Raw genomic sequence first — 25,681 nt, forward strand, 5'->3', positions numbered from 1 at the left:
TACAACGGTCCGCAACCGCACGACGGCGCTCGGGTCGCAAACGCCCGGGCGGCGGCACCTGTGCTCAGGGACGGACGCCGCGGATGGAGGCGTCCAGGACCTGGGCCGTGTGGGCCAGGCGGAGCGGGGCGCCCGCTCGGCGCGCCGCGGCCGCGATCTGCATCAGGCAGCCCGGGTTCGCCGTCACCAGCAGAGACGCGCCGGTCGACAGGACGTTGCGGGCTTTCAGGTCGCCCAGCTCCGCGGCCGGGCCCGGGTTCAGGATGTTCCAGATGCCCGCCGAGCCGCAGCAGATCTCGCCGTCGGGGATCTCGCGCAGGGTCAGGCGGGGGATGGCGCGCAGGAGGGCGCGCGGCTGGGAGCGGATGCCCTGGGCGTGCGCGAGGTGGCACGCGTCGTGGTAGGCCGCCGTCACCGGGATCTCGTGCCGCGGCGCGACCGGGCCCAGCTCGACGAGGAACTCCGACAGGTCGCGGACCGGCATCGACACCGTCTCTTTCAGCGACGAGCCACAGCCCGCCGCGTTCACGACCAGGGCGTCGACATCGGCGAAGACCCGCTCGACGGAGGACGCGAACCGGGACGCCTCGCGAGCGCGTCCGCTGTGCTGGCTCAGGGCGCCGCAGCAGCCCTGCGACTCGGGGATCACCACCTCGCAGCCCTCCGCGGCCAGCACCCGGGCGGTCGCCGCGTTCACCGACGGGAAGAACGCGTGCTGGACGCAGCCGGTGAGCATCCCCACGCGGGCGCGGCGGCGGCCCAGGGCGGGGACGACCGCCGGCAGGGCCACGGTGCGCCGCACGGCGGGGGCCAGGTCCAGGAGGGTTCGCAGGGTGGCGGGCAGGTGGCGGCGCAGGGGGCTTCCGATCATGCGGTACCCCACGAGCGGCGCCTTGGCGAGCGCGAGCCGCCGGCGATACGGGAACAGCGCGAACACGGCCGCCCGCAGCGCCCGGCCCGCGGGTGGCCGGACCTCTTCCACCATCGGGCGGGTCGCGGTGATCAGCTCGTCGTAGCGGACGCCGGACGGGCAGGCCGTCACGCACGCCATGCAGCCCAGGCACGCGTCGAAGTGGCCGGCCATGGCGGGGGTGAGCGGCTCGCCCTCGGTCTGCTGCAGCATCAGCTGGATCCGGCCGCGCGGGGAGTCCATCTCCTCGCCCCACAGCGTGTAGGTGGGGCACGTCGGCAGGCAGAAGCCGCAGTGGACGCAGTCGTTGATCAGTTCGGCCCGGTCGTCCATCAGATGCCACCCACGAAGCGGCCGGGGGCGAGGGTGCCCGCCGGGTCGAACTGCTCCTTGACGCGGCGCATGAGGTCCAGGCCGTCGACGTGGCCCCAGACGTCGACCCGCGTGCGGACCGCCGGCGGGGCCGTCAGCACCACGCAGTGCCCGGCGCCGGCGCGGGTCGCGGCGCGCAGATCGCTGATGACGCCCGCGACCACGCCCGGGTCGGTGGCGGCGGGCAGGCCCGCGTAGAGCACCCCGGTGCCGGCCGAGCCGCGCACCCGCAGCGGGGCATCGTGCAGCTGCGCGGTGACGCCGGCCGCCGTGAGCAGGTACGGCACCCTCGACAGCGCGCAGGTGAGCTTGATCCCGACGTCGCCGGGCGACCACGGGTAGGTGCCCCAGCCCTCGGGCGGGTCCGCGCACTGCCCGGCGCCGTCGCCGAGGAGCTTCTCCAGGTCGGCGGCGCGGCGCTCGACGCCCGCCGGGACGCCCTCGACCAGGGCGGTGACCTCGGGCGCGCCGCCGCCGGCGGTCAGGTCGACCTCCAGGGCGCTGGGGACGACCTGCGCGGCGAGCACGGCGGCGACCGCGCGGCCGGCGTCGTCGGGGGACTCGGTGCGGGCGCGGACGTAGCGGGCGGCGGCGGGCAGCGGGTGCAGGCGGAAGGCGCACTCGGTGATGACGCCCAGGGTGCCGTACGAGCCGGCGACGAGCTTGCCGAGGTCGTACCCGGCCACGTTCTTGACGACCTTGCCCCCGGCCCGGGCCACCACCCCGTCGGCGCGCACCACCGTCACGCCGATGAGCAGGTCGCGGACGGTGCCGTAGAGCATCCGGCGGGGGCCGGAGGCGTTGACGGCGACGGTGCCGCCGACGGTCGCGCCGGGGATCGGCTCGTCGAGGGCCAGCTGCTGGCCGGCTGGGCGCAGGGCCTCCTGGACCTCGCGCAGCGGGGTGCCGGCCCGCACGATCGCGACCAGGTCACCGGCGGCGTGCTCGACCACGCCGCACACGCCGCCCATCTCCAGGATCACGTCGAGGCGCTGCGGGGGCAGGGCCCAGTCCTGCCTCGTGCCGGCGCCGCGGGCGACCAGCGCGAGCCCGTCCCGCGCGGCGTCACGTACGACGCCGGCGACCTGCGCGGTCGAGTCCGGCCGGGCGACCATGGCCGCGGCCACCCCGGCGATCTCGTCGACGACCGTCACCGTCAGAACACCTCCACGCCCGCCTCGTGCCAGGGGCCGGGGCCTTTGCGCCGGCCGGGGACCTCGCCGCACAGCCGCGGGGTCGGGAACACCTTGCCGGGGTTGGAAAGCCCCCGCGGGTCGAACGCGCACCGCAGCAGCTGCATCGTGTCGAGGTCGTCGTCGGAGTACATCCGCGGAAGGTGCTTGGCCTTGTCGACCCCGACCCCGTGCTCGCCGGTGATCGAGCCGCCGTGCTCGACGCAGATGTCGAGGATCGCCCCGGAGACCGTCTCGGCGCGCTCGGCCTGGCCGGCGACCGCCTCGTCGAACAGGACCAGGGGGTGCAGGTTGCCGTCGCCGGCGTGGAAGACGTTGGCGACCCGGACGCCGTGCTCGCGGGCGAGCTCGCCGATGCGGGTGAGGACCTGGGGCAGCGCGGTGCGGGGGATGACCCCGTCCTGGACGATGTAGTCGGGGGAGATGCGCCCGACCGCGGCGAACGCGGACTTGCGGCCCTTCCAGAACAGGGCCCGCTCGGCGTCGTCGGCGGCGATACGGATCTCGAACGCCCCGCTGGCCCGGCAGAACCGCTCGACCGCGGCGAACTGGGCGTCGACCTCGGCCGCGGGGCCGTCGAGCTCGACGATGAGCACCGCGCCCGCGCCGGCCGGGTAGCCGCAGTGCACCGCCGCCTCGGCCGCCTCGATGGCGAGCGCGTCCATCATCTCCACGGCCGCGGGCACCACGCCGGCCGCGATGATCGCCGAGGTGGCCGCGCCGGCCTCGCCGGGGCCGGCGAACGCCGCGAGCAGGGTGCGCACGGTCTCCGGCAGGCGCATCAGCCGTACCGTGACCTCGGTGGCGATGCCGAGCGTGCCCTCCGAGCCGACGAACGCGCCGAGCAGGTCGTATCCGGGCGAATCCGGCGCCCGCCCGCCCAGGCGCACCAGGTCGCCGTCCGGCGTCACGATCTGCACGCCGGTCACGTGGTTGGCGGTGAAGCCGTACTTCAGGCAGTGCGCCCCGCCCGAGTTCTCGGCCACGTTCCCGCCGATCGAGCAGATCTGCTGGCTGGAGGGGTCGGGCGCGTAGTAGTACCCGTGCGGGTTCGCGGCCCGGGAGACCTGCAGGTTGATCACGCCCGGCTCGAGCACGGCCCGCTCGTCCTGCGGCGCGACCTCGCGGATCGCCCGCAGCTGCGAGGTGACGATGAGCGCCCCGTCGGCGTGGGGGAGCGCCCCGCCGGACAGGCCGGTGCCGGAGCCGCGGGCCACGAACGGCACCCCGTGCGCGACGCACGCGCGCACCACGCCCGCGCACTCCTCGGCGGTGCGGGGCAGCAGCACGATGCCGGGCACGACCCGGTAATGGGCCAGGCCGTCGCACTCGTACGTCCGCAGCCGCGCCCGGTCCGTGATGACCTGATCGGGTCGCAGCAGCCCGCGCACCGCCTCGGAGAGCGCAGCGATGCTCATGGCATACGTTCGTACGCCGGAATCGTCAGGAAGTCCACAAATTCGTCGGCCACGGCCACCTCCATGAAAAGTTCCCGCGCCGCGGTGTGGTCCCCGCCGAGCCGGGCCAGCTCCTCACCGGCGATCCGCTCGACGAGCGCCTTCGTGACCCTCTCTCCAGTGTCGTCGAGCGTGACGTCGTTGTGCAGCCACTGCCAGACCTGCGAGCGGGAGATCTCGGCGGTCGCGGCGTCCTCCATCATGTTGTTGATCGCCACCGCGCCGCTGCCCTTGAGCCAGGCGTCGAGGTACTGCACCCCCACGCTGACGGCGTTGCGCAGCCCGGCCTCGGTGCGCTGCCCGGGCGTCGCGCCGACCGCGAGCAGATCGGCCTCGGTGACGTTCACGTCCTCGCGCACGCGGTCGAGCTGGTTGGGCCGCTCGTGCAGGACCCCGTCGAAGATCTCCCGGCACAGCGGGACGAGGTCGGGGTGCGCGACCCACGATCCGTCGAAGCCGTCGCCGGCCTCCCGGGTCTTGTCCGCGGAAACTTTCTCGAACGCGGCCTTGTTCACCTCGGGGTCGCGGCGGCTCGGGACGAACGCCGCCATGCCGCCGATCGCGTGGGCGCCGCGCTTGTGACACGTGCGCACGAGCAGCTCGGTGTAGGCGCGCATGAACGGCACCGTCATCGTCACCGAGTTGCGGTCCGGCAGCAGGAAGTCGCGGCCGCGGGTGCGGAACTTCTTGATGACGCTGAACATGTAGTCCCAGCGGCCCGCGTTGAGCCCGGCGGAGTGCTCGCGCAGCTCGTAGAGGATCTCCTCCATCTCGAACGCGGCCGGGAACGTCTCGATGAGCACCGTGGCGCGGATCGTGCCGGTCGGGCGGCCGAAGCGCTCCTCGGTGAGGGCGAACACCTCGTTCCACAGCCGGGCCTCGAGGTGCGACTCCATCTTGGGCAGGTAGAAGTACGGCCGGGTGGCGAGGTGGTTGTGGAAGAAGTAGAGCCCGAAGTCGGTCAGCGAGCCCGAGGACGGCTGCCCGTCGACCAGGATGTGCTTCTCCGGCAGGTGCCAGCCGCGGGGCCGCACCACGATCGTCGGCCGGGGGCCGTCGCTCAGCGAGTACGCCTTGCCCTCGGCCGAGGTGAACGACAGCGTTCCGGCGACGGCGTCGCGCAGGTTGAGCTGCCCCTGGATCACGTTGTCCCACAGCGGGGTGTTGGCGTCCTCGTGGTCGGCCAGCCACACCTTCGCCCCGGAGTTGAGCGCGTTGATGGTCATCTTGGCATCGGTCGGCCCGGTGATCTCGACCCGGCGGTCCGTAAGGCCCGGTGCCGGCTCGGCGACCCGCCAGTCGCCCTCGCGCACGTCGCGCGTCTCGGGCAGGAAGCCGAGCGTGCCGCCGGCCTGCAGGGCGGCCTCGCGCTCCTTGCGCAGCGCGAGCAGCGAAAGCCGGCGCCCGTCGAAGGTGCGATGGAGCTCTGCCAGGAAACTCAGAGCCTCCTCGGTGAGGATCTCGGCGAAGCGATCGCCGAGCGGTCCGGTAATCTCGACGCCCGTAGCGTTGCCCATACGCCGACCTTAGGCCATATCGCGGCCCTACCCCGGTGCGTGCCGCGAGGGGTGTGGTATGGGAAGCTCTGCCGAACAAAATTCAGGTCCACCAGGGGAGTCGACGAATCGTGAGCGATCGGGGCAGTAACCGCCGCCCGGCAAGGTCGACCAAGGCCACCCCGCCGAAGGCGGCCGAGCCGGAGGAGTCGGCGCAGGAGACGACCGAGCCATCGGCAGAGGTCGAAGCGGAGGCACCGGCCACGCCGGACGCCGCCGCTGAGGACAACGCCACCGAGGACGCCGCCGCCGACAGCGACGCCGCCGACAGCGATGCCTCGGCCGAACCGGACGCCTCGGACGAGAGCGGCGAATCGGACGAGTCTGAGAAGTCGGACGAGCCTGACCAGGAGAAGAAGCCCGCCAAGGGCAAGGGCCCGGCTCCGCTGACCAAGGCCGAGAAGCGCGCCGCCGCCCGGGTCGCCGCCCGCAAGGTCGCCCGCCGCCGCCGCGCCGGGCAGGCGATCGCCGGCACGATCATCGTGCTGCTCGCCGTCGGCGGGGCGTTCGCCGGCGTGTGGTATTTCGGCGACCGCGCCGAGAAGCAGAAGACCGAGTGCAAGAAGCCGGACCAGAGTGCGTATCCGCCGCTGCTCGGCGGCTTCGACAAGCGCCTGGCCGACGAGCCCAAGACCGAGGCCGGCAAGGACGCCAGCGTCCCCGTCCGCCACGTCGAGACGCTCATCCAGGGCAAGTGCAAGGCGGTCAAGGCCGGCGACACGGTCGTGGTCAACTACGTCGGCCTGACCTACAAGGACGGCAAGATCTTCGACTCGTCCTGGGAGAAGAAGCAGACCTTCCCGGTGCAGGTCGGCATGCTGGAGCAGGGCCAGAAGCCCCAGGTCCTCGAGGGCTGGGACCGCGGCCTGGTCGGCCTCAAGGTCGGCAGCCGGGTCATCCTGGACATCCCGGTCAAGGAGGCCTACCAGAACGCCGAGGGCTATCCCCCGGGCGATCTGCGCTTCTACGTCGACATCCTGGACATTCAGGCCCCCGACGCGTCCGGCGGCCTGAATGTCGGCGGCAATTAACGGCGCGGACTCAGGACAGCCACGCGCGCAGGGCGGCCTCGCCGCCCTGCGCGCTAGTTTTTTCCCATGAGCGCAGTGCTGCTGACCGGCGCCACCTCGGGGCTCGGCCGCTGGCTGGCGCCGCGGCTCGGGCGGGCCGGGCTGACCGTGCTGGTGCACGGGCGCGACCGCGGGAAGGTCGGGCGCGGGGTCGCCGAGGTCGAGGCGGCCGGCGGCAAGGCCCAGGGGTTCGTCGCCGACCTGGCCTCGCTCGCCGGCGTGGACCGGCTCGCCGCCGAGGTCCGCGACCGGCCGCTGACGATCCTGGTCAACAACGCCGGGGTCGGGTTCGGCGAGCGCGACGGGAAGCGGGAGGTCTCCGCCGACGGCTACGAGCTGCGCTGGGCGGTCAACCTGCTCGCCCCGGTCCGGCTCACCGAGGCGCTGCTGCCCACGCTGAAAGCCAACGCACCCGCCCGGGTCGTCAACGTGGGCTCGCTCGGGCAGCAGCCGATCGACTTCGACGACCCGCAGCTGGAGCGGCACTACGACGGGGTCGAGGCGTATCGGCGCAGCAAGCTCGCGCTCGCCGCCTGGACCTTCGATCTCGCCGAGGACCTGAGGGGCTCCGGGGTGAACGCCAACTGCCTGCACCCGGCGACGTTCATGGACACCGCGATGGTCCGGCAATACGGCCAGACCCCCTTCGCCACCGTCGAGGAGGGCGGCGCGGCGACGCTGCGGCTCATCCTCGACGAGACGCGCTCCGGGCTCTTCTTCGACGGGCAGCGCGTCGCCGAGCCGCACCCGGGTGCCAAGGACCCGGCGGTGCGGTCCCGGCTTCGCGCCCTGCTCAAGGGCGGGTCGCGACCCGGCGGAGCCGCTCGATGACGCCCGGGTGGGGCCACTCGCGCAGCCGGTAGCGCGGCGGGTCGAGGCCCGGCTCCGGCTCCAGGTCGACCTCGCGCTCGACGGCGGCCCAGGGCACGAAGAACGTCTCGGCGCCGTCGGCGGAAAACGCCACGAAGTCGGCCCGGGGCAGCAGGGTGTCGACCTTGTCGGCCCAGCTCGCCACCGTGAAGAGCGTCTCGTCGGAGCGCTGCACGACGGTGCAGGCGGCGACGAAGGCGTCGCTTTCGAGGTGCTGGGCCTGCGCGGCGTACTCCGACGACGCGATGATGACCTCGGTGCGGTGCGCGATCTCGTGGAGCGGGTCGCCGGGCGGCGGCAGGAACGGGACCACGGTGCCGGAGTCGTCGACCGTGAACGCCATCGGGGAGATCGGCCGGGCGGCCTCGTGGTATTCCTGCTCGACGAGCGCGAAGACCTTCCCGAGGCTGTCCGGGGTGTCCTCGGCGCCGCGCCCGACGAGCATCACCCCGGTCGTGTCGGGCACGAACAGCAGCGGCTGGCCGCCGACCCGGGACCGCAGCGAGGCCAGCCAGCCCTCGACGAACAGGTGCGAGGCCCAGTACGCGTCGCCGGATTCGACCATCCGGATCAGCGAGCGCGGCCCGGGCGCCTCGCTCGCCTCGCTCGCCTCGCTCGTGCGCCGGGCCAGCTCGGTCATGTTGCGCCGGGCCCGGTCGAAGACGGCCTGCTCGGTGACGCCCCAGTCCTGCAGCTGCTTGGGGGTCACGTAGAGCAGCGACGTCGGCTGGTCGACCACCACGAACTCGGCCAGGTGGCCCCACGCCGGGCGGCGCAGCGGACCCGGCCCGGACCGGGCCACGCCCAGCCCGAACGTGGCCGTGCGCAGCAGGGGCCGCAGCAGCGGGGCGACGCCCTCCCAGCTCTCCGGCGCGCCCGGGTGGTAGATGATCGCGGCCAGGAACGCGGCGATGCGCTCACGCTGCTCGCCGCGGCCGGCCCGCTCGCACTCGCGGAAGATGTTGCCGAGGTAGGCGATGGTCCCCGGGTCGTCGGCGGAGTCGCGGTGGACCTCGATCGCGAACTGGTCGGGCAGGTATCGCGCCCGGGCCACGCCAGCGTCGCGCATCGCGCCCAGCACGCGCCTGGCGAAGCGCTCCTCGGCAGTGCCGCGCAACCGGTCGAACAGCCCCATGTGCGCGTACGGTACCGGATCTCCCGCGCATGTTTCGTCCCGTCCGAACCGGCAAAGCACATGGTTATGGCCAAGCAGACGGTGGGTGAGGCGATCATTGCGCGACTGGCCGCCTGGGGTGTCGACACGGTGTTCGGCCTCCCCGGCGACGGCATCAACGGGCTCATGGAGGGACTGCGCCGAAACGCCGACCGTGTCCGGTTCGTCCTGGTACACCACGAGGAGGCCGCCGCCTTCATGGCCGTCGCGCACGCCAAGGCCACCGGGCGCCTGGGCGTGTGCCTGGCCACGTCCGGCCCCGGCGGCATCCACCTCGCCAACGGGCTCTACGACGCCAAGCTCGACCACGCCCCGGTGCTCGCGATCACCGGCATGCAGGAGTCGGCCGTGCTCGGGACCGCGTACCAGCAGGAGGTACACCTGGATCGGCTCTTCGAGGACGTCGCCGAGTACAACGAGCCGATCGTCAACCCGGCCCAGGTGCCCGCGCTGGTCGACATCGCCGTGCGCACCGCCCTGGCCCGCCGCGGCGTGGCCCACCTGACCGTCCCCAACGACGTGCAGGTCGCCGCCGCCGGGAACAACCCCTACGAGGACGTCGGCCCGATCCGCGAGCCCGCCACCGCGCCGGTGTGGGTGCCGCCGCCGGCCCGCCCCGCCGACGACGACCTGCAGGCCGCCGCCGACCTGCTCAACGTCGCCGAGCGCCCGGCGATCCTGGCCGGCATCGGCGCGCGCGGCGCCGGCGCGCTGGTCGAGCTCACCGCGGACGTGCTCGGCGCCCCGATCGTCAAGTCGCTGCTGGGCAAGATGGTCGTGCCGGACGACTCGCCGTTCGCGCTGGGCGGCCTGGGCCTGCTCGGCACCGCGCCCAGCGAGGACCTCATGGCCGAGTGCGACGCGCTGCTGATGGTGGGCACGAACTTCCCGTACACGAAGTTCCTGCCCGAGCCCGGCCAGGCCCACGTCGTGCAGATCGACACCGAGGCGACCCGGGCCGGCACCCGCATCCCGACGGACGTGCCGCTGGTCGGCGACGCCGCCGCCACCCTGGAGTCGCTGCTGCCCCGGCTGCGGCGCCGGCCGGAGCGCAAGCATCTGCAGCGGTACCAGCAGAAGATGGCCGACTGGCGGGAGCGCCTGGCCCCGCTGGAGTCCGCGGAGCGCTCGCCGATCGCGCCGCAGTACCTGGCCGCGACCCTGGACCGCACGGCCGCCGCCGACGCGATCCTGTGCTGCGACTCGGGCACCGTGGCCACCTGGGCCGCCCGCCACTGGCAGATCGTCGGCCGGCGCGAGTTCTACCTCTCCGGCACGCTCGCCACGATGGCCCCCGGGCTGCCGTACGCGATCGCGCTGCAGCACGAGTACCCGGGCCGGCAGTGCATCGCCTTCGTCGGCGACGGCGGCTTCGCGATGCTCATGGCCGAGTTCCACACCGCGGCCCGCTACGGGCTGCCGGTGAAGGTCGTCGTCAACAACAACAACGCCCTGGGCATGATCGTGTGGGAGCAGATGGTGCTGGGCCTGCCGGAGTACGGCGTCCGCTTCGGCGACCCCGCCCCGGACTATGCCGCCTGGGCCCGCGGCTGCGGCGGCTTCGGCGCGAAGGTCAGCGAACCCGGCGACCTGCAGGAGACGCTGCGCGAGGCGCTCGCCTTCGACGGGCCCGCGGTCGTGGACGTCGCCGTCGACGCCAACGAGCCGCCGATGCCGGCGAAGGTCACCTACCAGCAGGCGGTCCACTTCGCCGAGTCGTTCCTCAGGGGCCAGCCGCACCGGGCCGCGATCGCCACCACGATCCTCAAGGACAAGATCACCCAGCTGAAGGGATGAGCCCTCATGCGCGCCCAGCCGCGCGGCGCCCGCGGGACCGCCGGGCACCCGTACAGCGCCCTGAACCTCCGCCTCACCCTGGCCGTGTTCGGCTTGTTCATCAGCGCGGTGCTGGGGGCCCTGTCGCTGGCCGCGGGCCTTACCTGGCTCGCGGTCGCGCTCTTCGTCGTGGCCGCGACCGCCCTGGTCGACGCGGTGGTGGTCGAACTGCGCCGGCGGGCCCGGGCCCGCGAGGGCGGGGGACGCGGCTCGTTCTTCGAATAGCCTGACCGGGTGCCGATCTACAAGATCCTTCTCCCGGCCGAGTGGGCCGAGTTCGAGACCGCCGGGGTGTTCGCCGGCTCGCCGCTGGACCGCGCGGACGGCTTCGTCCACCTCTCCAGCGCCGAACAGCTGCACCGCACGGCCTCGCGATACTTCTCCGGCGAGCCGGAGCTGGTGGTCCTCGCGGTCGACGCCGACCTCCTCGGCGCCGACCTGCGCTGGGAGGACAACGCCCACGGCACGTTCCCGCACCTGTACGCGCCGCTGCCGCTGAGCGCGGTGACCGAGGCCCGCCACGTTTCGGACATTTCCGAAATATCGGCTTAGAGGCCCGGCAGTGGTTGCTCCGCCTGCGCCCGCCCGGCCTGCGTCGCGGCAGGCCGAAACGCCAACCCGCCAACGCGACGAAGCGAAGTCCTGACCTGCCGCCGGTCGCGTTTCATCCCCTGGGCGCGATCGACCCGGCCGCTTCGCGTTTGTGATTTGGAACTCGAGGCGTGACGGACTTCGTCGACCTCGCGCTCACGGCCGCCGGCGGATCGTGTGCCAAGTCTGCTCTTGACCGTGCGGTCTACTGCCGATTCTTGAACGTCGTGTCGCGTGTCGCGGCGTGCGGGCGATCCCGGTCGCCGCGGCCGCGAACCTCGCCGATGGACGCGGAACCGCGCCCTCAACGGCGGACGGTGACCACCGAGCGCATCAAGCGGGTCGCGCTCGTAAACTCTTCGGGGACAGCCCAAACCTATTGCTTTTCCCTCCTAAAAATTGAAGTGCTTTTTGCTTTTGGCTTGAACGTGGGGGCCGCCGTGGGTCCCGGCCGGCACTCTTACGGATGCGAGCCGAAAATCAAGAGCCGAACAGCATTTGAAATTTAGGGGAGGAAAAGCAATAGATCTGAGCGATTTCCAAGGGTCTACGAGCGCGACCTGCTTGATGCGCTCGGTGGCCACCGTCCGCGGTTGAGGAACGGTTCAAGAACACCGCGCGGTTCCCAGTCATCGGCTACTTGCGCTCTCCTGGCACCATCGCAGCGGACTCGGTCTTCACGCATCGTCACCCCGGCCCCCTTGCGGTCCGCTCGGGGTGGGCCAGTCATGAGGGCCGCGATGGAGCCCAGTTCGTATCGTGCTCAACCCAGGGTCGGACTCTCTCAGAGGCGCTGCTGCAGGACCTGGCCCGGCCAGTCGCCCACGGTGAACGGGTCCGTCGCGGTGAACCCCTGTCGCTCGTACCACCCGGCCAGCGCCCGGTCCCCACCCGCGTAACAGTCGACCCGCAGCAGCGGCAGCCCCCGCCGCACGGCCAGCACCCGGGCGTGGCCAAGCAGCAGGCCGCCGATCCCGCGGTGGGCGCGGCTGCCGACGAGCAGGTTGACGTAGAGCTCGGGTCCGGCGACGGACGGCACGTAGTCGGGGGCGGTGCCGACGGCGAGCGCGCCGGCCGGGCGGCCGCCGACCTCGGCGACGTGCAGGTGCCCGGCCGACACCCACGCCGCCATCGCGGCCAGCCGCCGCGGGTTGGTCGAGTGTGGCGCGGTACCCCGCTGCCCGGTCCGCCCGAGCGACACCAGCCACTCGGTCGCCGCGTCGAGCAGGCCGAGCACCGCCGGGATGTCGGTCATCGCCCCGTCGCGAATCCGCACGCCCGCCGCGGTCGCCTCCAGTTCGATCTCGTCGTGGATCTCGATGCCGTACTTCCCGTCGAGCGGAATCGCCGGCTTCACCAGCCGCCCTCGGTCCACGCCCCCGGGGTGCACGGCCGTGATGCGCATCCCGCGCCGCTGGTAGAACCGCAGCGCGTCGACGTTGTCGTTGGTCGTGATCAGCCAGACCCTGGTCAGGCCGTGCTCCGCCGCGACCCGCCGAGCCCCGTCCAGCAGCGCGGTCCCGGCCCCGATTCCCGGCTCGACGGCGTTGAGGGTCACCACCTCGAGGCCGGTGGGGCCGGTGTCGTACGTCAGCAGTCCAACCCGCCGGCCGTCCTCGACGGCGACGAACCCCGGCAGCCCGGCGGCGTCCCGCGACCGCCCCCGCACCACGACGCGCGTGCCGGCCCACGCCCCGGCGAGCACCTCGCGGACCCACGCGCGATCCCCGTCCTCGACATCGCGCACCATCACATCGGCGACCCTATCGGGCGCGGCGGGCGCGCTGTGTGCCGTGAAGGCCGCGCGGGTACGGTGTCGGCATGCCAGAGGCGCCGCCGGTGTTCGTCGTCATGGGTGTGGCCGGCACCGGGAAGACGACCGTCGGCGCGATGCTGGCCGGCCGGCTCGGCTGGCTCTACGCCGAGGCCGACGACTTCCATCCTGCCGCCAACGTGGACAAGATGTCCGCCGGCATCCCGCTCACCGACGCCGACCGCGAGCCGTGGCTGGCGGCGATCGGGCGCTGGATCGACGAGCGCGCCGCGGCCGGGCAGCCCGGGGTCGTCACGTGCTCCGGGCTCAAGCGCGCCTACCGCGACCGGCTCCGCCGCGGCCGGCCCCAGGTGCGCCTGGTGTTCCTCGACGGCTCCCGCGAGCTGATCGCGCGCCGGCTCGCGGCCCGGCACGGCCACTTCATGCGCGCGGAGATGCTCGACAGCCAGTTCGCCGACCTGGAGCCGCCGGGGCCGGGCGAGGACGTGACCGAGGTGTCGGTCGAGCCGCCGCCCTACGAGATCGTCGAGGCGATCCTGCGGGCGCTCCCCGGCGTGAGCTGAGAAGGCCCTAGCGGTCGCCGCGCAGACGGCCGTAGACGAGCACGTCGCGCCACGCCCCGTCGCGGAAGTCGGCCGAGCGCAGGATGCCCTCGCTGAGGAAGCCGACCTTCTCCAGGGCCTTCTGCTCGGCGATGTTCTCGGGCTGGATGCGCGCCTCGATGCGCTGGGCCGGGGTGCTGGCGAACAGGTAGTCGCACAGCAGCGTCTGCGCGCGCCAGCCGACCCCGCGCCCGCGCCACTCGGGCAGCAGGACGATCCCGATCCCCCAGTACTGCGCGATCCCCGCCCCGACCGCGAACCACTGCACGAACCCGGCCGCGGTCTCGTCGGCCTCGACCATGAGCCGCCCGTCCTCGGCCCCGAGGTATCCGTCCTGCGCGAACCGCCGCGCCGGCCCGTTGGGCTCCTGGTATCCGGTCCAGGCCGCCCCGGCGAGCCCCGGCTCGGTCGCGAACCGCCGGAACATCGCCAGGTCCCCCTCGGCCACCGGCCGCAGCCGCACCCAGGTCTTGTTGTTCACACGCCCCCACCTCAACTCGACCGGCAAGATCGCCGCCATCTTCGCGGAAGATCGCGGCCCACGCCATCCGGCGTGACGTCCGTAATCGCGTGACGCTACCCTCTGCGGTCATGCCCGTCGATGTGTTCGCGCACTCGTTCGTCGTCGCCGCGCCGCCGCCGGTCGTCCGCGACCACCTCGCCGATCCCGCCTCGTACGTCGGGCTGTCGCCGCTGGTCGTAGCGGTGCGCGACGTCGAAAGAGCCGGTGACGTGGTGCGGTACACGGCGGTGGAGCGCTTCGGGCCGTACCGTAACGCGATCCGGGTCACGCTGAGGATCGGCGAGTCGGCGATCGTCAGCGACGTGGTGAGCCCGGGCCGGGTCCGGCTGCGCGCCGCGGTGGACCTGGTGCCGCACGGGGGCGGCGGCACCGAGGTGACCGAGACGATCACCGTGGCGTCCCCGGCCCTGCTGCGCCGGTTCGCGACCCGCCAGGCCCGCAACGTCCAGCAGGCCCGGGCGAGGGAGTTAGCCCGCCGGCTTGGTTAGGGCGGGGGCGACCTCCTTGCGGATCAGCTCGAAGGAGCGGGCGCGCGCCTCGAGGTCGTACACCATGCAGGTCAGCATGAACTCGTCGGCCCGCGTGGCCGCGAGCAGGTCGGCGAGCTGCTGGCGAACGGTCGCGGGGGAGCCGAGCGCCTGCCCCTCGCGCCTGGAGAGCACGAACTCGCGCTCCCGTTCGCTGTACGGATACGCCGCCGCCTCCTCGGGCGTCGCGAGCGCCTCGGGGTGCCCCGAGCGCAGGCGCAGGAATGACAGCGCGGTGGGGCCGGACAGGAACTCGGCCTCCTCGTCGGTCTCCGCGGCGATCGCGCTCACCGCGACCATCGCGTAGGGCTCGGCGAGCCACTTGGACGGGCGGAAGTTCTGCCGGTAGAGCGCCAGGGCCGGCAGCGTGTTCTGCGCGCTGAAGTGGTGCGCGAACGCGAACGGCAGCCCGAGCAGGCCGGCCAGCTGGGCGCTGAAGCCGCTGGAGCCCAGCAGCCACACGTCGGGCTTGGAGCCCTTGCCGGGGGAGGCGAGGATGCGGGTGCCGCCCTCGAAGTACGCGATCAGGTCCTGCAGCTCTTCCGGGAAGTTCTCCGCCGACAGGCCCTCCATGCTGCGGCGCAGCGCCAGGGCCGTGTATTGGTCGGTGCCGGGCGCCCGGCCGATGCCGAGGTCGATGCGGCCGGGGTGCAGCGCCTCCAGGGTGCCGAACTGCTCGGCCACGACGAGCGGGGCGTGGTTGGGCAGCATCACCCCGCCGGAGCCGACGCGGATGGTGGACGTCGCGGCGGCGAGGTGGGCCAGCAGCACGGCGGGCGAGGAGCTGGCGATGGCCGGCATGTTGTGGTGCTCGGCGACCCAGAACCGGCCGTATCCGAGCGCCTCGACGCGCCGGGCGAGTTCGGTGGTGTTGTGCAGCGCCTCCGCGACGGAGCCATTGGCGGCCACGGGCGCGACGTCGAGGACGGAAAGCGGAAGTTCACTCACAGACCATGGCCAACACCGGGCCGCCGGTCGATATTCCCGGTGATCGGAGTTCCAGAACTAGGATCCTAGGACGCCGTTGGGCATCATGGCATAGACTGTCGCGCATCGTCAACCGGTGGGCACGGAGCGTGGGCAAGCGCGGGTGGACCCTGCTGCTGGCCGGGCTCGCGCTGCTCGCCATCGCCTGTGAGGGGGCCGCCGGGGCCGGGCCGGGCCCCAGCTCCCGACCCAGCGGCGGGCTCGTCTCCATGGCGGCGCTGGGGGACTCCATCACGAACGCGTTCGCGTCGTGTCTGGCGCCGAGTCCCTGCCCGCGCAACTCGTGGGCGACCGGCGACGGGACGAAGGTCGGCAGCCACTACAAGCGGCTGCTCAAGGACAACCCGGGGCTGCGGGGCAACAACCACAACTACGCGGCGGCCAACGCGCGGGCCGACGCGCTCGCCGGGCAGGCGTCCGCCGCGGTGAAGGCCTCGCCGCAGTACGTCACCGTGCTCGTCGGCGCCGACGACGCCTGCCGCGGGTCCCTCGCCGACATGACGCCCGTCGAGACGTTCCGGCGCCAGGTCGACCAGGCCCTCGCCGTGCTGCGCGAGCAGGCGCCCGGCGCCCGGGTGCTCGTCGCCAGCATCCCCGACGTCAACCGGCTCTGGGAGATCGGGCACACCAACACGCTCGCGGTGAAGGCGTGGAACTTCGGGGTGTGCCCGGCGCTGCTGGCCGAGCCGACGTCGACGGCGCCGGACGTGGTGGACCGGCGCAAGGCGTTCGGGGCGCGCGTGGACGCGTACAACGAGCAGCTGGCGGCGGCGTGCCGGGCGTACGGGCCGCGGTGCCGCGCCGACGGCGGGGCCGTGCACCGGGTCCGGTTCACCCTCGACATGGTGACCGCCCAGGACTTCTTTCACCCGAACGCGACGGGCCAGGGGGCGCTGGCCACCGCGGCCTGGCAGGGCGCCCCGACCTGGTAGGGGCGCCGGGCGGTGGTTGGGCAGTACGCTGCTCTTCGTGACAGCTGACCCCAGCGTGTGGCGGGTCAAGGGCATGCCGCTGGCGCCGGCCACCGGCCACGGGGCGCTGGACGGGGTCCGGCTGGCGGTCAAGGACCTCTTCGCCGTCACCGGGTTCGCGGTCGGCGGCGGCAATCCGGCCTGGCTCGCCGAGGCGCTCCCGGCCGCCGAGGACGCCCCGGCGCTGGCCCGGCTGCGCACCGCGGGCGCGATCGTGCAGGGCATCGCGCACACCGACGAGCTGGCGTACTCCCTCTCGGGCCACAACACGCACTACGGCGCCCCGCCGAACCCGGCCGCGCCCGGGCTGGTGACCGGCGGCTCCTCCAGCGGCCCGGCCTCGGCGGTCGCGACCGGCCACGCCGACGTCGGGCTGGGCACGGACACGAGCGGCTCGGTGCGCGTGCCCGCGTCCTGCTGCGGCCTGTTCGGCTTCCGCCCCACGCTCGGCGCGGTGCCCACCGGCGGGGTGCTGCCGCTGGCGCCGTCGTTCGACACGGTCGGCTGGATCACCCGCGACGCGGCGACGCTGGCGGCGGTGGGGGACGTGCTGCTGCCGCCCGGGCCACGGGAGCTGCCGGCGCGGCTGCTGTGTGTCGGGGGCACCGCCGAGCAGGCCGGGCGCTTCGGCCTTCCCGTCACCGAGATCACGCTGTCCACCTGGGACGATCCCGACCCGCTGGTGCTGGCCTTCCGCCGGGTCCAGGCGGCCGAGGCGTGGCGGCTGCACGGCGCCTGGATCGAGGCGCATCCGCGGGCGCTGGCCGCCGACGTCGAGAGCCGGTTCCGGTTCGGGTCGCGGGTCGGCGCCGAGGAGGAGGCCGAGGCCCGGGCGCGGATCGCGGCGTGGCGGGCGGAGCTGCTGGAGCTGCTCGGCGGCGACGCCTGGCTGGTGCTGCCGGCCGGCGGCCCGGGGCACGCCCGCGACCTGGGCCTGGCGGGGCGGGACGAGTGGCGGCGGTCGGTCCTGCGGTGCTCGGTGCCGGCGAGCGCGTACGGGCTGCCGAGCGTCAGCGTGCCGACCGGCGCCTCGCCGCCGGCCGGGATCGCGCTGGTCGCCCCGCCGGGGCGGGACCGGGCTCTGCTGGCCCTGCTCGCCGCGACGATGGCGATGGGCGGGCCCGGCGGACGATGAGGCTTGGCGGAGCTTTCCGGCCACCCGTTCATGCTCGGCACCCTGCTCCAGCCACAACTGGCCGGCGCGGCACCACGGTCCACGCGGTCATCCGGGCCTTCGCCGAGGCGGCGGTGCGGGTCGGGGCGGCCCGCGAGACCAGCCGGGTGTAGGGGCGGCCCGCGGTCTCAGTCCAGCAGCGCGGCGTCGCGCAGGATCAGCGGGGACCACGACGGGGCGCCGTGCCGGCCGTGGCGCGGGTCGACGGCGATGAACCGGGCGCCGCCGGCCCGGGTGACGGTGTGCCGGGCGTCCCAGTCCACGCTCGTGCGGTCCCGGATGCGCTCGCGGCACAGCCAGGTCCGCCGGTCGTAGTCCACGACCGCGGAGTGGCCGTGGACCTGCGAGAAGGGCATCGGCGGGCCGGACTCCAGCCACGCCGGGTACAGCTTCGTCGGCGCCTCGGCCCACAGCGGCCCGTCGTCGTGCCACAGCAGCGGCTCCGGCCGGGTGTTGAGCAGCGCGGCGGCGGTGGCGGCGCTGACCGGCGCGCCCAGCTCCCGCCACGCCCACGGCGTGAGCCCGGCGTGGGTGACGAGCAGCTCCTCACCGTCGGCGGTGCGCACCGCGGCCGCGACCCGCAGCCGTTCGCACAGCCACCACTCGCGCAGGCGGGCCGCGTCGGCGTCGGCGAGCCGCTCGGGCCAGAACGGCGGGAGGCCGAGGTATTGCGCGTCGTGGTTGCCCACCAGCTGCACCCACGAGCCGCGGTTTAGGCGGTCGGCCACGTAGGACAGCACGCCGGGGCTGTCCGGGCCGCGGTCGACGAGGTCGCCGACCTGGATCACCACCGTGTCCGGGTCGTCGAGCCCGTCGACGGCATCCGCGAGCTGCTTCGCGCAGCCGCCGACGTCACCGATGACCGCGATCGTCGCCATGGGACTCCCTGTCGTAGGCAGGCGCTGGCGACGACCGTAGCGCGGTCAGGTGACGGGCAAGATCTCAGCGGCGGCGCAGGCTCCAGTCGAAGCTGCCGCGGCACACCACCTCGCCGGACACGTCGCGGATCTCGGCCTCGGTCATCGCCCGGGCCGCGTCCGACTCGCCGGCGAACAGTGCCTTGATCGCGGCCCGCTCCTCGTCCTCCAGGTGGCAGGAGGCGACGAGCCGGCCCCGCGCCGGGGCGAGGAAGCGCAGCTCGGCGGCGGCGCCGAGGGGCACGACCCCCGCGAAGTCGTCGGGGTGCTCGACGGCGGCGATGAGCGCGGCCAGCCCGGCCGCGTCGATGAGGGCCATGAGGCCGCTGGAGTGCAGGGAGCCGATGACGTTGGTGAGGGCCGGCGGGACCTCGGCGGCGACCTCGGCCGCGCCGTCGGCGGCGCGCACGACCTCCAGGCCGAGGGTGATGTGGGCGGGGATCGGGGAGAGCAGCCGCCGGGCGAGCTCGGTCGCGTCCATTCCCGGACGTTAGCGCCGTTTCCGGGCGGAGCACACCCTACTGCCGGGTAGCCAGGTCATGAACAACTCCTCAGGGGGCCCGGCGGCGCTGGGGCCGCTAGCGCCCCGCATGCCGGCGTGGTGCAGCGGGGTCAGCGGGCGGTCGCGGGCCGGCCGGGCGCTCAGCGGCCCGCCGGGGAACGAGGGCGCGTAGCCGCGCCGCAGCCCCAGGTCCCGCTCCAGGTCCCTCCGCCGCCGTCAAGCCGTCCACCGCGAGGCGACCAGTCGAGACGGGCACATCGACCTCGCACACGAAGAACAGTGCTCCGCGCCGTGCGGGCGTGGCCGCTCGACGCGGCGCGATCCTCGACCGGCCTCGGCCCGCCGCGACACGACGTCGCTCGGCTCACTTTGTACTGCCTTGCGGTCCGGCGGGGCGGCGCAGCAGGCATGCGGCCACGACGATGATCCAGAAGAACCCGGGAAGCAGGGTCACCGCAGCACCGGGAACACGAGATGGGTGACCCGGTCGCCTTGGACGCAGACCGTCGGGTTGCCGAGCAGGACGTCTTCTGAGGAGCGTTCACCGAAGAAGGGCCGGTTTCCTGCGCCCATCACCACCGGCACCAAGTCGATGGCCACCTCGTCCAGCAGCCCCAGCTCCAGGCACTGCCGGGCGATGGTTCCCCCAGTGACGGCGACGACCGCGTCGCCGGCGAGTTCCTGGGCCCGGGCGATCGCGGCCTCCACCCCGTCGGTCACGAACGAGAACGGCGCGTCGGGGTGCGCGTCGACCCAGTCCTTCGGGATTCGGTGCGTCACCACGACAACAGGGACGTCCAGGGTGTGCCGGCCCTGCCAGCCGTCCGCCACGTCGAACAGCGTCCGGCCACAGACGAGCGCGCCCAGCGAGGACACCCACCGCCGCATGTGCTCCGAACTCTGCGGGGTGAGGTGGAGGGTGAAGTCCCCAGCCGGGGTCGGCATCGCGACCTCGCCGTTCTGCAGCCAGTCGAACAGCCGGCCGATGGTGTTGTCCTGCTTGGCGACGTACCCGTCCAGAGACATGTTCGCCTGCGCCTGCACTATGCCCATGGAGTGTCCCTTCTCAGGAGTGCTCGGGTCGGTAGATGTGGACGACGACGCCGCTGGGGAACGGCGTGGTCTCGACGAGGTCCAGGCGCCGCGATTGCGGCAGTTGGCCGAACAGGGCCTGTCCGCGGCCCAGGGCCAGCGGCTGGACCAGTAGGCGGTACTCGTCGATCAGGTCGGCCGCGGCGAGCGCGCCGGCCAACCGGCCACCACCCCAGACGATCACGTCCGGGCCGGGCTCGGCCTTGATGGCGGCGATCTCGGTGGTGAGCTCGCCCCGCGCGACCCGGGTTTCGGGCCAGCTGGCCTCGGCGTCGCTCAGCGTCTTCGAGAACACCACCTTGGGGATGTCGTTCATCGGCGACGCGTACGGGTCGTCGGACCGCGGCCAGTACGACGACATCTCCTGGTACGTGATGCGACCCATGAGATGGGCACCGGCCCGGCTGATGCGGTCGAGCTTCCACTGCTTCAGTTCAGCGCCTTCGGGGACCGCGACCCCCGGGTGCTCACGGTCGCTGCCGACGAACCCGTCCAGCGACATCGACATGTACAGAATGACGTCTCGCATGACTGCTGCCTCTCGTTGCTGGTGTCGGCGTCAGTTGTCGGCCAGGACGCGGTAGGTGAGGTGCTGCGCGTACGCCGTCATCTCGGATTCGAGCAGTTCGAGCCGCACCTTGGCATCGCCCCGGAACAGCGGAGTACCGCCGCCGAGGATGAGGGGCGCCACATGGATGGTCAGCACGTCGACGAGACCAGCTTGGAGGAACTCGTAACACGTGCTCCCGCCACCCATGATGACCACGTCCTTGTCGCCCGCGACGGCCTTCGCCTGCCCGATGGCGCTGGCCGGGCCGTCGGTCACGAAGCGGAAGCGGTCGGCGAGCCGGACCTTCTCGGGCGCCTCGTGGGTCAGCACGAACACCGGCGGTGCCGCCGACTGGTCCTGGCGTGCGCCGTACCCCATCTCGTCCGACCAGCCGTGCGGGCCGTCGACGATGTCGAACAACCGCCGGCCCATGACCACCGCGCCGGTCCGCTTGAACGTCGTGGCCAGGATCGCCTGCTCCCGTGGTGTCTGGCTGAACACCCACGCATGCAGTGCCTCGCCACCGACGCCGAGGCCGTGCTCGAGGTCCACGCCGGGCGCGGTCACGTACCCGTCGAGCGACATCGTGATGTCCACGATCACCCGTCCCGGTCGCAGCAGCTCGGCTAGTCGTTCCATCGAGTCGCGTACGCCGTTCTCCATGCCGGACGCGACCATCGCATCGCGTTCCTCGACCGAGCCGAACACGCTGCGTCTGGTCAGCCGGGTCCGGCCGTCGATGTCCTCGAACCGCGCCGTCTCCAGGCTGACGTGTTCCGGCGTGCCCTCGTACTCGAAGGTCTGCACGATCAGCTTGTCCGGCACGACCGTGTGGAACACGCCGCGGAACCGGAATTCGCCCTCTCTGCTGCGGTGCACGTAACGGTAGCCGCCGCCAGCCCGCGCGTCGTGCTCGACCACCTCCATGTGCATGCCGCGTGGGCCGAGCCAGCGCGCCACCAGCTCCGGGTCGGTGTGTGCGCGGAACACCAGCTCCGGCGGCGCGTCGAACTCGCGCACAACGTCGATGTAGGGGGTGCCGGGCTGGGCGGTGATCGTCGTCGGGTTCATCTCTGCTGCTCCTTCAACGTGTCGAGGACGTCGTCGAGGCGCCGGTACTGCGCCTCGGTGGCCAGTCGGTAGGTGTCGATCCAGCTCGTCAGCGCCTCGAGCGCCGCCGGGTCCAGGCGACACGGCCGCCGCTGGCCGTCCCGGCTCCTGGTGATCAACCCGGCCGCCTCGAGCACCTGGATGTGCCGCGATACGGCCTGTTTGGTGATCGGGAACGGCTCGGCAAGCTCGTTGACCGTCGCCTCGCCGCGCGACAGCCGCGCGACCATGGCCCGCCGCACCGGATCGCCCAACGCGGTGAACGCCCGGTCGAGCTGCCCGTCGTCCCATTTGTCAATCGGCATCTTTATCAACCTATCGCTTTATCAACGACATGGTTGACCATGTCAGGTGGAGCTGATCCTGTCAAGGCACGTCACACGTGTCCGGGCGCCGGGCGTCGTCTTCACGAGGCTGGCGTTAAGCCTCGTGGTGGACACCCGGGCTGGGCATGGTGGCCTCCGTCGACGTTCGGCGCCCGTGCCCTGATGCGCGAGGGGCAACCAGTCTGGTCGGTGAAGCAGCAGCGCAGGTCCGAAGATCAGTAGCGACGGCTTCCCGCCACGGGCACGGTGCTGCACACGGACGGCGACAGAACGGGCTCGGCCGGCTCCGCGAGCCGTTCCCGGGTGTCCGCCACCGGGCGGGCGCATCAGCGGGTCGAGCAGCGACGGGATGTTCACCAGGAACATCGGCGGGTCGGTGACCCCGGTCGCCTGCCGCCCCGGCACCGGGCTGACGACGGTCGTCGCGACGCGCCCGGCCGAGGGCAGCGCCCGCCACACCGGCGGCCGGGCGATGGCCGCGTCTACTTTGGACTCCGTACCCGTCCGGCGCCGGCGGCCACGGCGATCGCCACAGCGCAGCCCCGACCCGTGTGCCGACACGGTCGGGCCGGGAGGTGCCGGCGGTGGTTCGGGGCCGCTACGCCTTCGGGACGTTGCTCAGCGCGGTGCGGCCCAGCGCGGCCATGGTCTCGTCCAGTGGCAGGCCGCTGAAGCGGTCGTGGTCGTACCCGCGGAAGGTCAGCATGAGGTAGACGTCGCGGTCCACGCACCACAGCGTCGCCTCGGCGTTCTCGCCGGCCGGGTCGATCGTGTGTGTGGCGTAGGCGCGCTGCCCGCACTCGACCGGCAGCCGCGACGGCGAGTTCCGCGCCGCGTCGAACTCGGTCCCGGCCTGCGCGCTCACGTCGACGAGCAGCCGAAGCCGGTTCGGCTGGGCGGGCCCGCGCGGGTCGCGCTGGAACATGTAGTCGCACACGCCCCGGTCGCCCTTTTCGCTCCCGGTCAGCACCCCGCCGAAGTCGGTGCCGAACGCGTCCTTGCCCAGCAGCTCGCACGGGTCCTGCGGTTGCCGGTGCGACAGGTTCGTCGGCAACACGTCGGGCAGGCCCTTCTCCACGACGTACGCCGCCGCCGCCCCGCCGGCGCAGCACAGCGCGAGCAGCCCGCCGACGATCGCGAGCAGCACCCCGGTTCGCGGCCCGCTCGGTCGCGGCGGCGTTGGCGTCGTCACGCCCAGGAGTATGGCAGGCCGTCATCCGATGGCGACGGTCGTTGCCCAGTCCGGGGGCTGTTCGCCGGGCCGGGTGTGCCGGGGCCGGCGGAACAGCCCCACGACGGTCCGGCACGGCGGCCGGCGCACCGGCCACGGCGTCTGCCCATCGGTGAGCGCCACCACGACGTCGGGCCGCGGTGCGTTGCGCAGCGCCCGCTCGAACCCGGCCCGCAGGTCGGTGCCGCCCCCGCCGAGCAGCGGGATCCCCTCCCCGCGGCACAGCGGGAACGTCACCGGCGCCGCCGCGTCGCAGGGGACCACGGACACCAGGTCCCGCCGCCCGCCGACCGCCCGCGTGATCGCCGCCACCTCCAGGATCGCGGTGCCCAGCTCGGCGTCGCTGACCGACCCGGACGTGTCGACGACCACGCAGACCTGCGGCGGCCGCCGGCGCAGGCTGGGCAGGATCACGCCGGGGACCGCGGTCCCGCGCCGGGCCGGGCGTGCGTACGTGTAGTCGTTGCCGGCCCCGGCACCGGCCGCCGCGGTGCGCACCGCGGCGCCGAGCAGCTGCCGCCACGGCTGCGGCGGGTGGAAGACCTCCTCGGCCCACCGCTGCCAGCCGCGCGGCACGTCCCCGCGCCCCCGCAGGCCCTCGGCGACCCGGAACCGCACCGCGTCGCGCTCCTGCGGGCTGAGCCCGTGCGCGCCGTCCGGCCCGAGGTCCCACGGGCGCGCCAGCCCGTCGGCGCCGCTGCCGCAGTCGAGCCACGCGAACCGCCCGGTGACCGCGCAGTGCGGCAGGTACTCCTCCATGAGCTGCCCCTCGGGCAGTCGCAGCCGCGAGGGCCGCACCGCGCCGTCGGGCTCCGGCAGCCCGTCGCCGAACGCGTCGTCGTTGATCTCGCAGTCGGCGGCGATGTTCATCCGCAGCCGGTCGCCGGGCCCGTCGAGGCCGTCGCGGGCGGCGAGGCGGTCGCCGCGGCCGTGGTGGTCGCGCAGCAGGTGGGAGACCTCGTGCACCCAGACGGAGGCGAGCTCGTCCAGCGGCGTGCGGTCCACGAACGCCGGGGAGACGTAGCAGCGCCAGTGGCGGTCGACGGCCATGGTGGGCACGTGCCGCGACGGGACCGGGTCGAGGGCGAAGAGCGCCGCGGCGAGGTACGGCCGCATCCTGGTCGCGAACAGCCGCGCCGCGTAGAGCTTCTCGGTGTCCAGCGAGTCCCAGATCCCGTCGTTCATCGGGCTCCCGCAAGGTCCGTGCGGCGCGACAGCGACACCACGCCGGCCAGCCGCTCGATGGCCGCCGGCACCTCCCAGTCGTCGCGGCGCAGCGCCGCCAGGCCGGTGGCGGGCACGACGACGAGGTCCGGCGGCCCGGTCTCCACGGCGCGGGCCAGCACCGTCCAGGCGGCGTCCCAGCGCGGCCGGGTCGTGTCGCGCCGGACCGCCTCCACGACCCCGTCGAGCACCGCCTGGCGTAGGTCCCCCCGCTCCGGCAGCCCGATCCGCAGCGGCTCCCGCAGGATCGCCTCCGGGTCCGGCAGGTCCATCCGGTCCAGGCTCGCCAGCAGTTCCAGCCCCGGCCCGTCGCCGACGGCCCCGCGCACCAGCATCGACAGCACCTCCCGGGAGGTCCCCGCGGCGGTGGCGAACGCGACGAGCCGCAGCGCCATCTCCCAGCTGCGCGGCGACGGCCAGGCGCCACCCCGCCGGACCTCGTTGGCGGGCAGCTGGTGCACGAGCTTCGGCCGGGCGGCGAGCAGCCCGCACACGGCCCGCCGGGCGTACGCGACCGCCTCGGCGAGCCCGCTCGCGTCCAGGCCGGGCAGTTGCGCCCGCGGCCAGACCCCGCCGAGGCCCCGGACCACGACGTCGTGGTCGAAGCCCCACTGCAGGTGTACGAACCGGTTCGCCAGCGGCGCGCTGAGCTCCCAGCCGTCGGCGGCGGACGAGCGCGGGTTGGCGGCGGCCACGATCCGGACCCCGGCCGGCAGCCGCAGGGCCCCGATCCGCCGCTCCAGCACGACCCGCAGCAGGGCGGCCTGGACGGCGGGCGGCGCGGTGGACAGCTCGTCGAGGAACAGCAGCCCCCGTCCGGCCCGTACGAGCCGCACGGCCCAGTCCGGCGGCGCCATCGGCACGCCCTGCACCGCGGGATCGTCGCCGAGCACCGGCAGCCCGGCGAAGTCGGAGGGCTCGTGGACGCTGGCGATGACGGTGGTCAGCGGCAGTTCGAGGTTCTCGGCGAGCTGGTTGAGCGCGGCCGTCTTGCCGATCCCGGGCTCGCCCCACAGCAGCACGGGCAGGTCGGCGGCCACGGCGAGGGTGAGCGCCTCGAGCTGCACGTCGGCGCGCGGCTCGGTCTCGGTGTCGTGCAGCAGTTTCAGCAGGTCGGCGGCGGTTTCGAGCGTGGTCATGCG

At 73.4% G+C, this 25,681-nt stretch carries 26 protein-coding genes; 9 read left to right on the forward strand and 17 right to left on the reverse strand.

The genetic code is table 11. The features are described from left to right. Positions 1-64 precede the first annotated feature (64 nt). The 4 genes from ACQPY0_RS12435 to aceB are packed head-to-tail and all read right to left on the reverse strand — an operon-like array spanning position 65 to position 5,449. Positions 65-1,243 carry a (Fe-S)-binding protein gene (locus ACQPY0_RS12435; RefSeq protein ID WP_432988099.1) on the reverse strand — a complete coding sequence of 393 codons (1,179 nt, stop codon included), beginning with the start codon at positions 1,241-1,243 and terminating at the stop codon, positions 65-67. Further along, positions 1,243-2,436, reverse strand: coding sequence for an FAD-binding oxidoreductase (locus ACQPY0_RS12440; protein ID WP_432988101.1), 1,194 nt, complete (start codon positions 2,434-2,436; stop codon positions 1,243-1,245). Before ACQPY0_RS12440 ends, ACQPY0_RS12435 begins: the two co-directional genes overlap by 1 nt. A gap of 2 nt (positions 2,437-2,438) precedes the next feature. Beyond that, positions 2,439-3,893: an FAD-linked oxidase C-terminal domain-containing protein gene (locus ACQPY0_RS12445; protein ID WP_432988103.1), complete on the reverse strand. Its 1,455-nt coding sequence runs from the start codon at positions 3,891-3,893 to the stop codon at positions 2,439-2,441. Continuing rightward, entirely contained in the window at positions 3,890-5,449 is a 1,560-nt protein-coding gene (gene aceB / locus ACQPY0_RS12450) for a malate synthase A (protein WP_432988105.1), read from the reverse strand. The genes ACQPY0_RS12445 and aceB overlap by 4 nt, the downstream gene beginning before the upstream one ends. Positions 5,450-5,559: 110 nt before the next feature. On the opposite strand from aceB, the gene ACQPY0_RS12455 reads away from it, so the two are divergent. Both ACQPY0_RS12455 and ACQPY0_RS12460 read left to right on the forward strand, forming a co-directional pair. Next, the gene (locus tag ACQPY0_RS12455; protein ID WP_432988107.1) at positions 5,560-6,519 is read left to right on the forward strand and encodes an FKBP-type peptidyl-prolyl cis-trans isomerase; all 960 of its coding nucleotides are present in this window, start codon (positions 5,560-5,562) and stop codon (positions 6,517-6,519) included. A 66-nt stretch (positions 6,520-6,585) separates the two neighbouring features. Next, positions 6,586-7,389, forward strand: coding sequence for an SDR family NAD(P)-dependent oxidoreductase (locus ACQPY0_RS12460; protein WP_432988109.1), 804 nt, complete (start codon positions 6,586-6,588; stop codon positions 7,387-7,389). On the opposite strand, the gene ACQPY0_RS12465 is transcribed toward ACQPY0_RS12460, so the two are convergent. Continuing rightward, positions 7,352-8,563: a hypothetical protein gene (locus tag ACQPY0_RS12465; RefSeq protein ID WP_432988111.1), complete on the reverse strand. Its 1,212-nt coding sequence runs from the start codon at positions 8,561-8,563 to the stop codon at positions 7,352-7,354. The genes ACQPY0_RS12460 and ACQPY0_RS12465 overlap by 38 nt on opposite strands. 66 nt (positions 8,564-8,629) lie before the next feature. Here ACQPY0_RS12465 and ACQPY0_RS12470 point away from each other — a divergent pair, with 66 nt between their 5' ends. The 3 genes from ACQPY0_RS12470 to ACQPY0_RS12480 are packed head-to-tail and all read left to right on the forward strand — an operon-like array spanning position 8,630 to position 10,990. Continuing rightward, positions 8,630-10,399 (forward strand): thiamine pyrophosphate-dependent enzyme, encoded by a 1,770-nt coding sequence (locus ACQPY0_RS12470; RefSeq protein ID WP_432988113.1) that lies wholly within the window; start codon positions 8,630-8,632, stop codon positions 10,397-10,399. Between the two features lie 6 nt (positions 10,400-10,405). Then, the gene (locus ACQPY0_RS12475; RefSeq protein ID WP_432988115.1) at positions 10,406-10,663 is read left to right on the forward strand and encodes a hypothetical protein; all 258 of its coding nucleotides are present in this window, start codon (positions 10,406-10,408) and stop codon (positions 10,661-10,663) included. Between the two features lie 9 nt (positions 10,664-10,672). Further along, complete coding sequence (locus tag ACQPY0_RS12480) at positions 10,673-10,990, forward strand: DUF952 domain-containing protein (protein WP_432988117.1); 318 nt, start codon at positions 10,673-10,675, stop codon at positions 10,988-10,990. Between the two features lie 823 nt (positions 10,991-11,813). Here ACQPY0_RS12480 and ACQPY0_RS12485 read toward each other — a convergent pair. After that, positions 11,814-12,779 carry a GNAT family N-acetyltransferase gene (locus tag ACQPY0_RS12485; RefSeq protein ID WP_432995200.1) on the reverse strand — a complete coding sequence of 322 codons (966 nt, stop codon included), beginning with the start codon at positions 12,777-12,779 and terminating at the stop codon, positions 11,814-11,816. Between the two features lie 71 nt (positions 12,780-12,850). Here ACQPY0_RS12485 and ACQPY0_RS12490 point away from each other — a divergent pair, with 71 nt between their 5' ends. Next, positions 12,851-13,366 (forward strand): gluconokinase, encoded by a 516-nt coding sequence (locus ACQPY0_RS12490; RefSeq protein ID WP_432988119.1) that lies wholly within the window; start codon positions 12,851-12,853, stop codon positions 13,364-13,366. Positions 13,367-13,373: 7 nt separating this feature from the next. On the opposite strand, the gene ACQPY0_RS12495 is transcribed toward ACQPY0_RS12490, so the two are convergent. Continuing rightward, entirely contained in the window at positions 13,374-13,886 is a 513-nt protein-coding gene (locus ACQPY0_RS12495; RefSeq protein WP_432988121.1) for a GNAT family N-acetyltransferase, read from the reverse strand. 110 nt (positions 13,887-13,996) lie between these two features. On the opposite strand from ACQPY0_RS12495, the gene ACQPY0_RS12500 reads away from it, so the two are divergent. Then, positions 13,997-14,416 (forward strand): SRPBCC family protein, encoded by a 420-nt coding sequence (locus ACQPY0_RS12500; protein WP_432988123.1) that lies wholly within the window; start codon positions 13,997-13,999, stop codon positions 14,414-14,416. Here the strand turns inward: ACQPY0_RS12500 and ACQPY0_RS12505 are convergent. Next, a complete protein-coding gene (locus ACQPY0_RS12505; protein WP_432988125.1) occupies positions 14,396-15,403 on the reverse strand; it encodes an LLM class flavin-dependent oxidoreductase in 1,008 nt (335 codons plus the stop codon). The genes ACQPY0_RS12500 and ACQPY0_RS12505 overlap by 21 nt on opposite strands. A 128-nt stretch (positions 15,404-15,531) precedes the next feature. Here ACQPY0_RS12505 and ACQPY0_RS12510 point away from each other — a divergent pair, with 128 nt between their 5' ends. Both ACQPY0_RS12510 and ACQPY0_RS12515 read left to right on the forward strand, forming a co-directional pair. Next, complete coding sequence (locus tag ACQPY0_RS12510; protein ID WP_432988127.1) at positions 15,532-16,374, forward strand: GDSL-type esterase/lipase family protein; 843 nt, start codon at positions 15,532-15,534, stop codon at positions 16,372-16,374. A gap of 37 nt (positions 16,375-16,411) precedes the next feature. Then, complete coding sequence (locus ACQPY0_RS12515) at positions 16,412-17,548, forward strand: amidase family protein (protein WP_432988129.1); 1,137 nt, start codon at positions 16,412-16,414, stop codon at positions 17,546-17,548. A gap of 167 nt (positions 17,549-17,715) precedes the next feature. Here ACQPY0_RS12515 and ACQPY0_RS12520 read toward each other — a convergent pair whose 3' ends face one another. The 9 genes from ACQPY0_RS12520 to ACQPY0_RS12560 form a co-directional block, all read right to left on the reverse strand. Beyond that, entirely contained in the window at positions 17,716-18,465 is a 750-nt protein-coding gene (locus ACQPY0_RS12520) for a metallophosphoesterase (RefSeq protein WP_432988131.1), read from the reverse strand. Positions 18,466-18,529: 64 nt separating this feature from the next. After that, entirely contained in the window at positions 18,530-18,985 is a 456-nt protein-coding gene (locus ACQPY0_RS12525) for a DUF4442 domain-containing protein (protein ID WP_432988133.1), read from the reverse strand. 471 nt (positions 18,986-19,456) lie between these two features. Beyond that, complete coding sequence (locus ACQPY0_RS12530; protein WP_432988135.1) at positions 19,457-20,059, reverse strand: dihydrofolate reductase family protein; 603 nt, start codon at positions 20,057-20,059, stop codon at positions 19,457-19,459. 13 nt (positions 20,060-20,072) lie between these two features. Further along, entirely contained in the window at positions 20,073-20,627 is a 555-nt protein-coding gene (locus tag ACQPY0_RS12535) for a dihydrofolate reductase family protein (RefSeq protein ID WP_432988137.1), read from the reverse strand. A gap of 30 nt (positions 20,628-20,657) precedes the next feature. After that, positions 20,658-21,719, reverse strand: a complete 1,062-nt coding sequence (locus ACQPY0_RS12540) for an SRPBCC domain-containing protein (protein ID WP_432988139.1) — start codon at positions 21,717-21,719, stop codon at positions 20,658-20,660. Further along, positions 21,716-22,063, reverse strand: a complete 348-nt coding sequence (locus tag ACQPY0_RS12545; RefSeq protein ID WP_432988141.1) for an ArsR/SmtB family transcription factor — start codon at positions 22,061-22,063, stop codon at positions 21,716-21,718. The genes ACQPY0_RS12540 and ACQPY0_RS12545 overlap by 4 nt, the downstream gene beginning before the upstream one ends. A 619-nt stretch (positions 22,064-22,682) precedes the next feature. Continuing rightward, positions 22,683-23,276: a hypothetical protein gene (locus ACQPY0_RS12550; RefSeq protein ID WP_432988143.1), complete on the reverse strand. Its 594-nt coding sequence runs from the start codon at positions 23,274-23,276 to the stop codon at positions 22,683-22,685. Between the two features lie 21 nt (positions 23,277-23,297). Beyond that, a complete protein-coding gene (locus ACQPY0_RS12555) occupies positions 23,298-24,500 on the reverse strand; it encodes a vWA domain-containing protein (protein ID WP_432988145.1) in 1,203 nt (400 codons plus the stop codon). After that, a complete protein-coding gene (locus tag ACQPY0_RS12560; RefSeq protein ID WP_432988147.1) occupies positions 24,497-25,678 on the reverse strand; it encodes an AAA family ATPase in 1,182 nt (393 codons plus the stop codon). Before ACQPY0_RS12560 ends, ACQPY0_RS12555 begins: the two co-directional genes overlap by 4 nt. Between the last annotated feature and the right edge of the window lie 3 nt (positions 25,679-25,681).

It is taken from the genome of Dactylosporangium sp. CA-233914, from assembly GCF_050942935.1.
GTDB lineage: Bacteria > Actinomycetota > Actinomycetes > Mycobacteriales > Micromonosporaceae > Dactylosporangium.

Excerpts from the sequence above, each read along its gene's own strand:
- ACQPY0_RS12555 (WP_432988145.1), bottom strand. The coding sequence starts at position 24,500 with ATGAACGACGGGATCTGGGACTCGCTGGACACCGAGAAGCTCTACGCG.
- ACQPY0_RS12535 (WP_432988137.1), bottom strand. The coding sequence starts at position 20,627 with ATGCGAGACGTCATTCTGTACATGTCGATGTCGCTGGACGGGTTCGTC.
- ACQPY0_RS12540 (WP_432988139.1), bottom strand. The coding sequence starts at position 21,719 with ATGAACCCGACGACGATCACCGCCCAGCCCGGCACCCCCTACATCGAC.
- ACQPY0_RS12470 (WP_432988113.1), top strand. The coding sequence starts at position 8,630 with ATGGCCAAGCAGACGGTGGGTGAGGCGATCATTGCGCGACTGGCCGCC.
- ACQPY0_RS12475 (WP_432988115.1), top strand. The coding sequence starts at position 10,406 with ATGCGCGCCCAGCCGCGCGGCGCCCGCGGGACCGCCGGGCACCCGTAC.
- ACQPY0_RS12530 (WP_432988135.1), bottom strand. The coding sequence starts at position 20,059 with ATGGGCATAGTGCAGGCGCAGGCGAACATGTCTCTGGACGGGTACGTC.
- ACQPY0_RS12485 (WP_432995200.1), bottom strand. The coding sequence starts at position 12,779 with ATGGTGCGCGATGTCGAGGACGGGGATCGCGCGTGGGTCCGCGAGGTG.
- ACQPY0_RS12525 (WP_432988133.1), bottom strand. The coding sequence starts at position 18,985 with ATGGACGCGACCGAGCTCGCCCGGCGGCTGCTCTCCCCGATCCCCGCC.
- ACQPY0_RS12545 (WP_432988141.1), bottom strand. The coding sequence starts at position 22,063 with ATGCCGATTGACAAATGGGACGACGGGCAGCTCGACCGGGCGTTCACC.
- ACQPY0_RS12490 (WP_432988119.1), top strand. The coding sequence starts at position 12,851 with ATGCCAGAGGCGCCGCCGGTGTTCGTCGTCATGGGTGTGGCCGGCACC.
- ACQPY0_RS12465 (WP_432988111.1), bottom strand. The coding sequence starts at position 8,563 with ATGGGGCTGTTCGACCGGTTGCGCGGCACTGCCGAGGAGCGCTTCGCC.
- ACQPY0_RS12500 (WP_432988123.1), top strand. The coding sequence starts at position 13,997 with ATGCCCGTCGATGTGTTCGCGCACTCGTTCGTCGTCGCCGCGCCGCCG.
- ACQPY0_RS12445 (WP_432988103.1), bottom strand. The coding sequence starts at position 3,893 with ATGAGCATCGCTGCGCTCTCCGAGGCGGTGCGCGGGCTGCTGCGACCC.
- ACQPY0_RS12560 (WP_432988147.1), bottom strand. The coding sequence starts at position 25,678 with ATGACCACGCTCGAAACCGCCGCCGACCTGCTGAAACTGCTGCACGAC.
- ACQPY0_RS12460 (WP_432988109.1), top strand. The coding sequence starts at position 6,586 with ATGAGCGCAGTGCTGCTGACCGGCGCCACCTCGGGGCTCGGCCGCTGG.
- aceB (WP_432988105.1), bottom strand. The coding sequence starts at position 5,449 with ATGGGCAACGCTACGGGCGTCGAGATTACCGGACCGCTCGGCGATCGC.
- ACQPY0_RS12520 (WP_432988131.1), bottom strand. The coding sequence starts at position 18,465 with ATGGCGACGATCGCGGTCATCGGTGACGTCGGCGGCTGCGCGAAGCAG.
- ACQPY0_RS12435 (WP_432988099.1), bottom strand. The coding sequence starts at position 1,243 with ATGGACGACCGGGCCGAACTGATCAACGACTGCGTCCACTGCGGCTTC.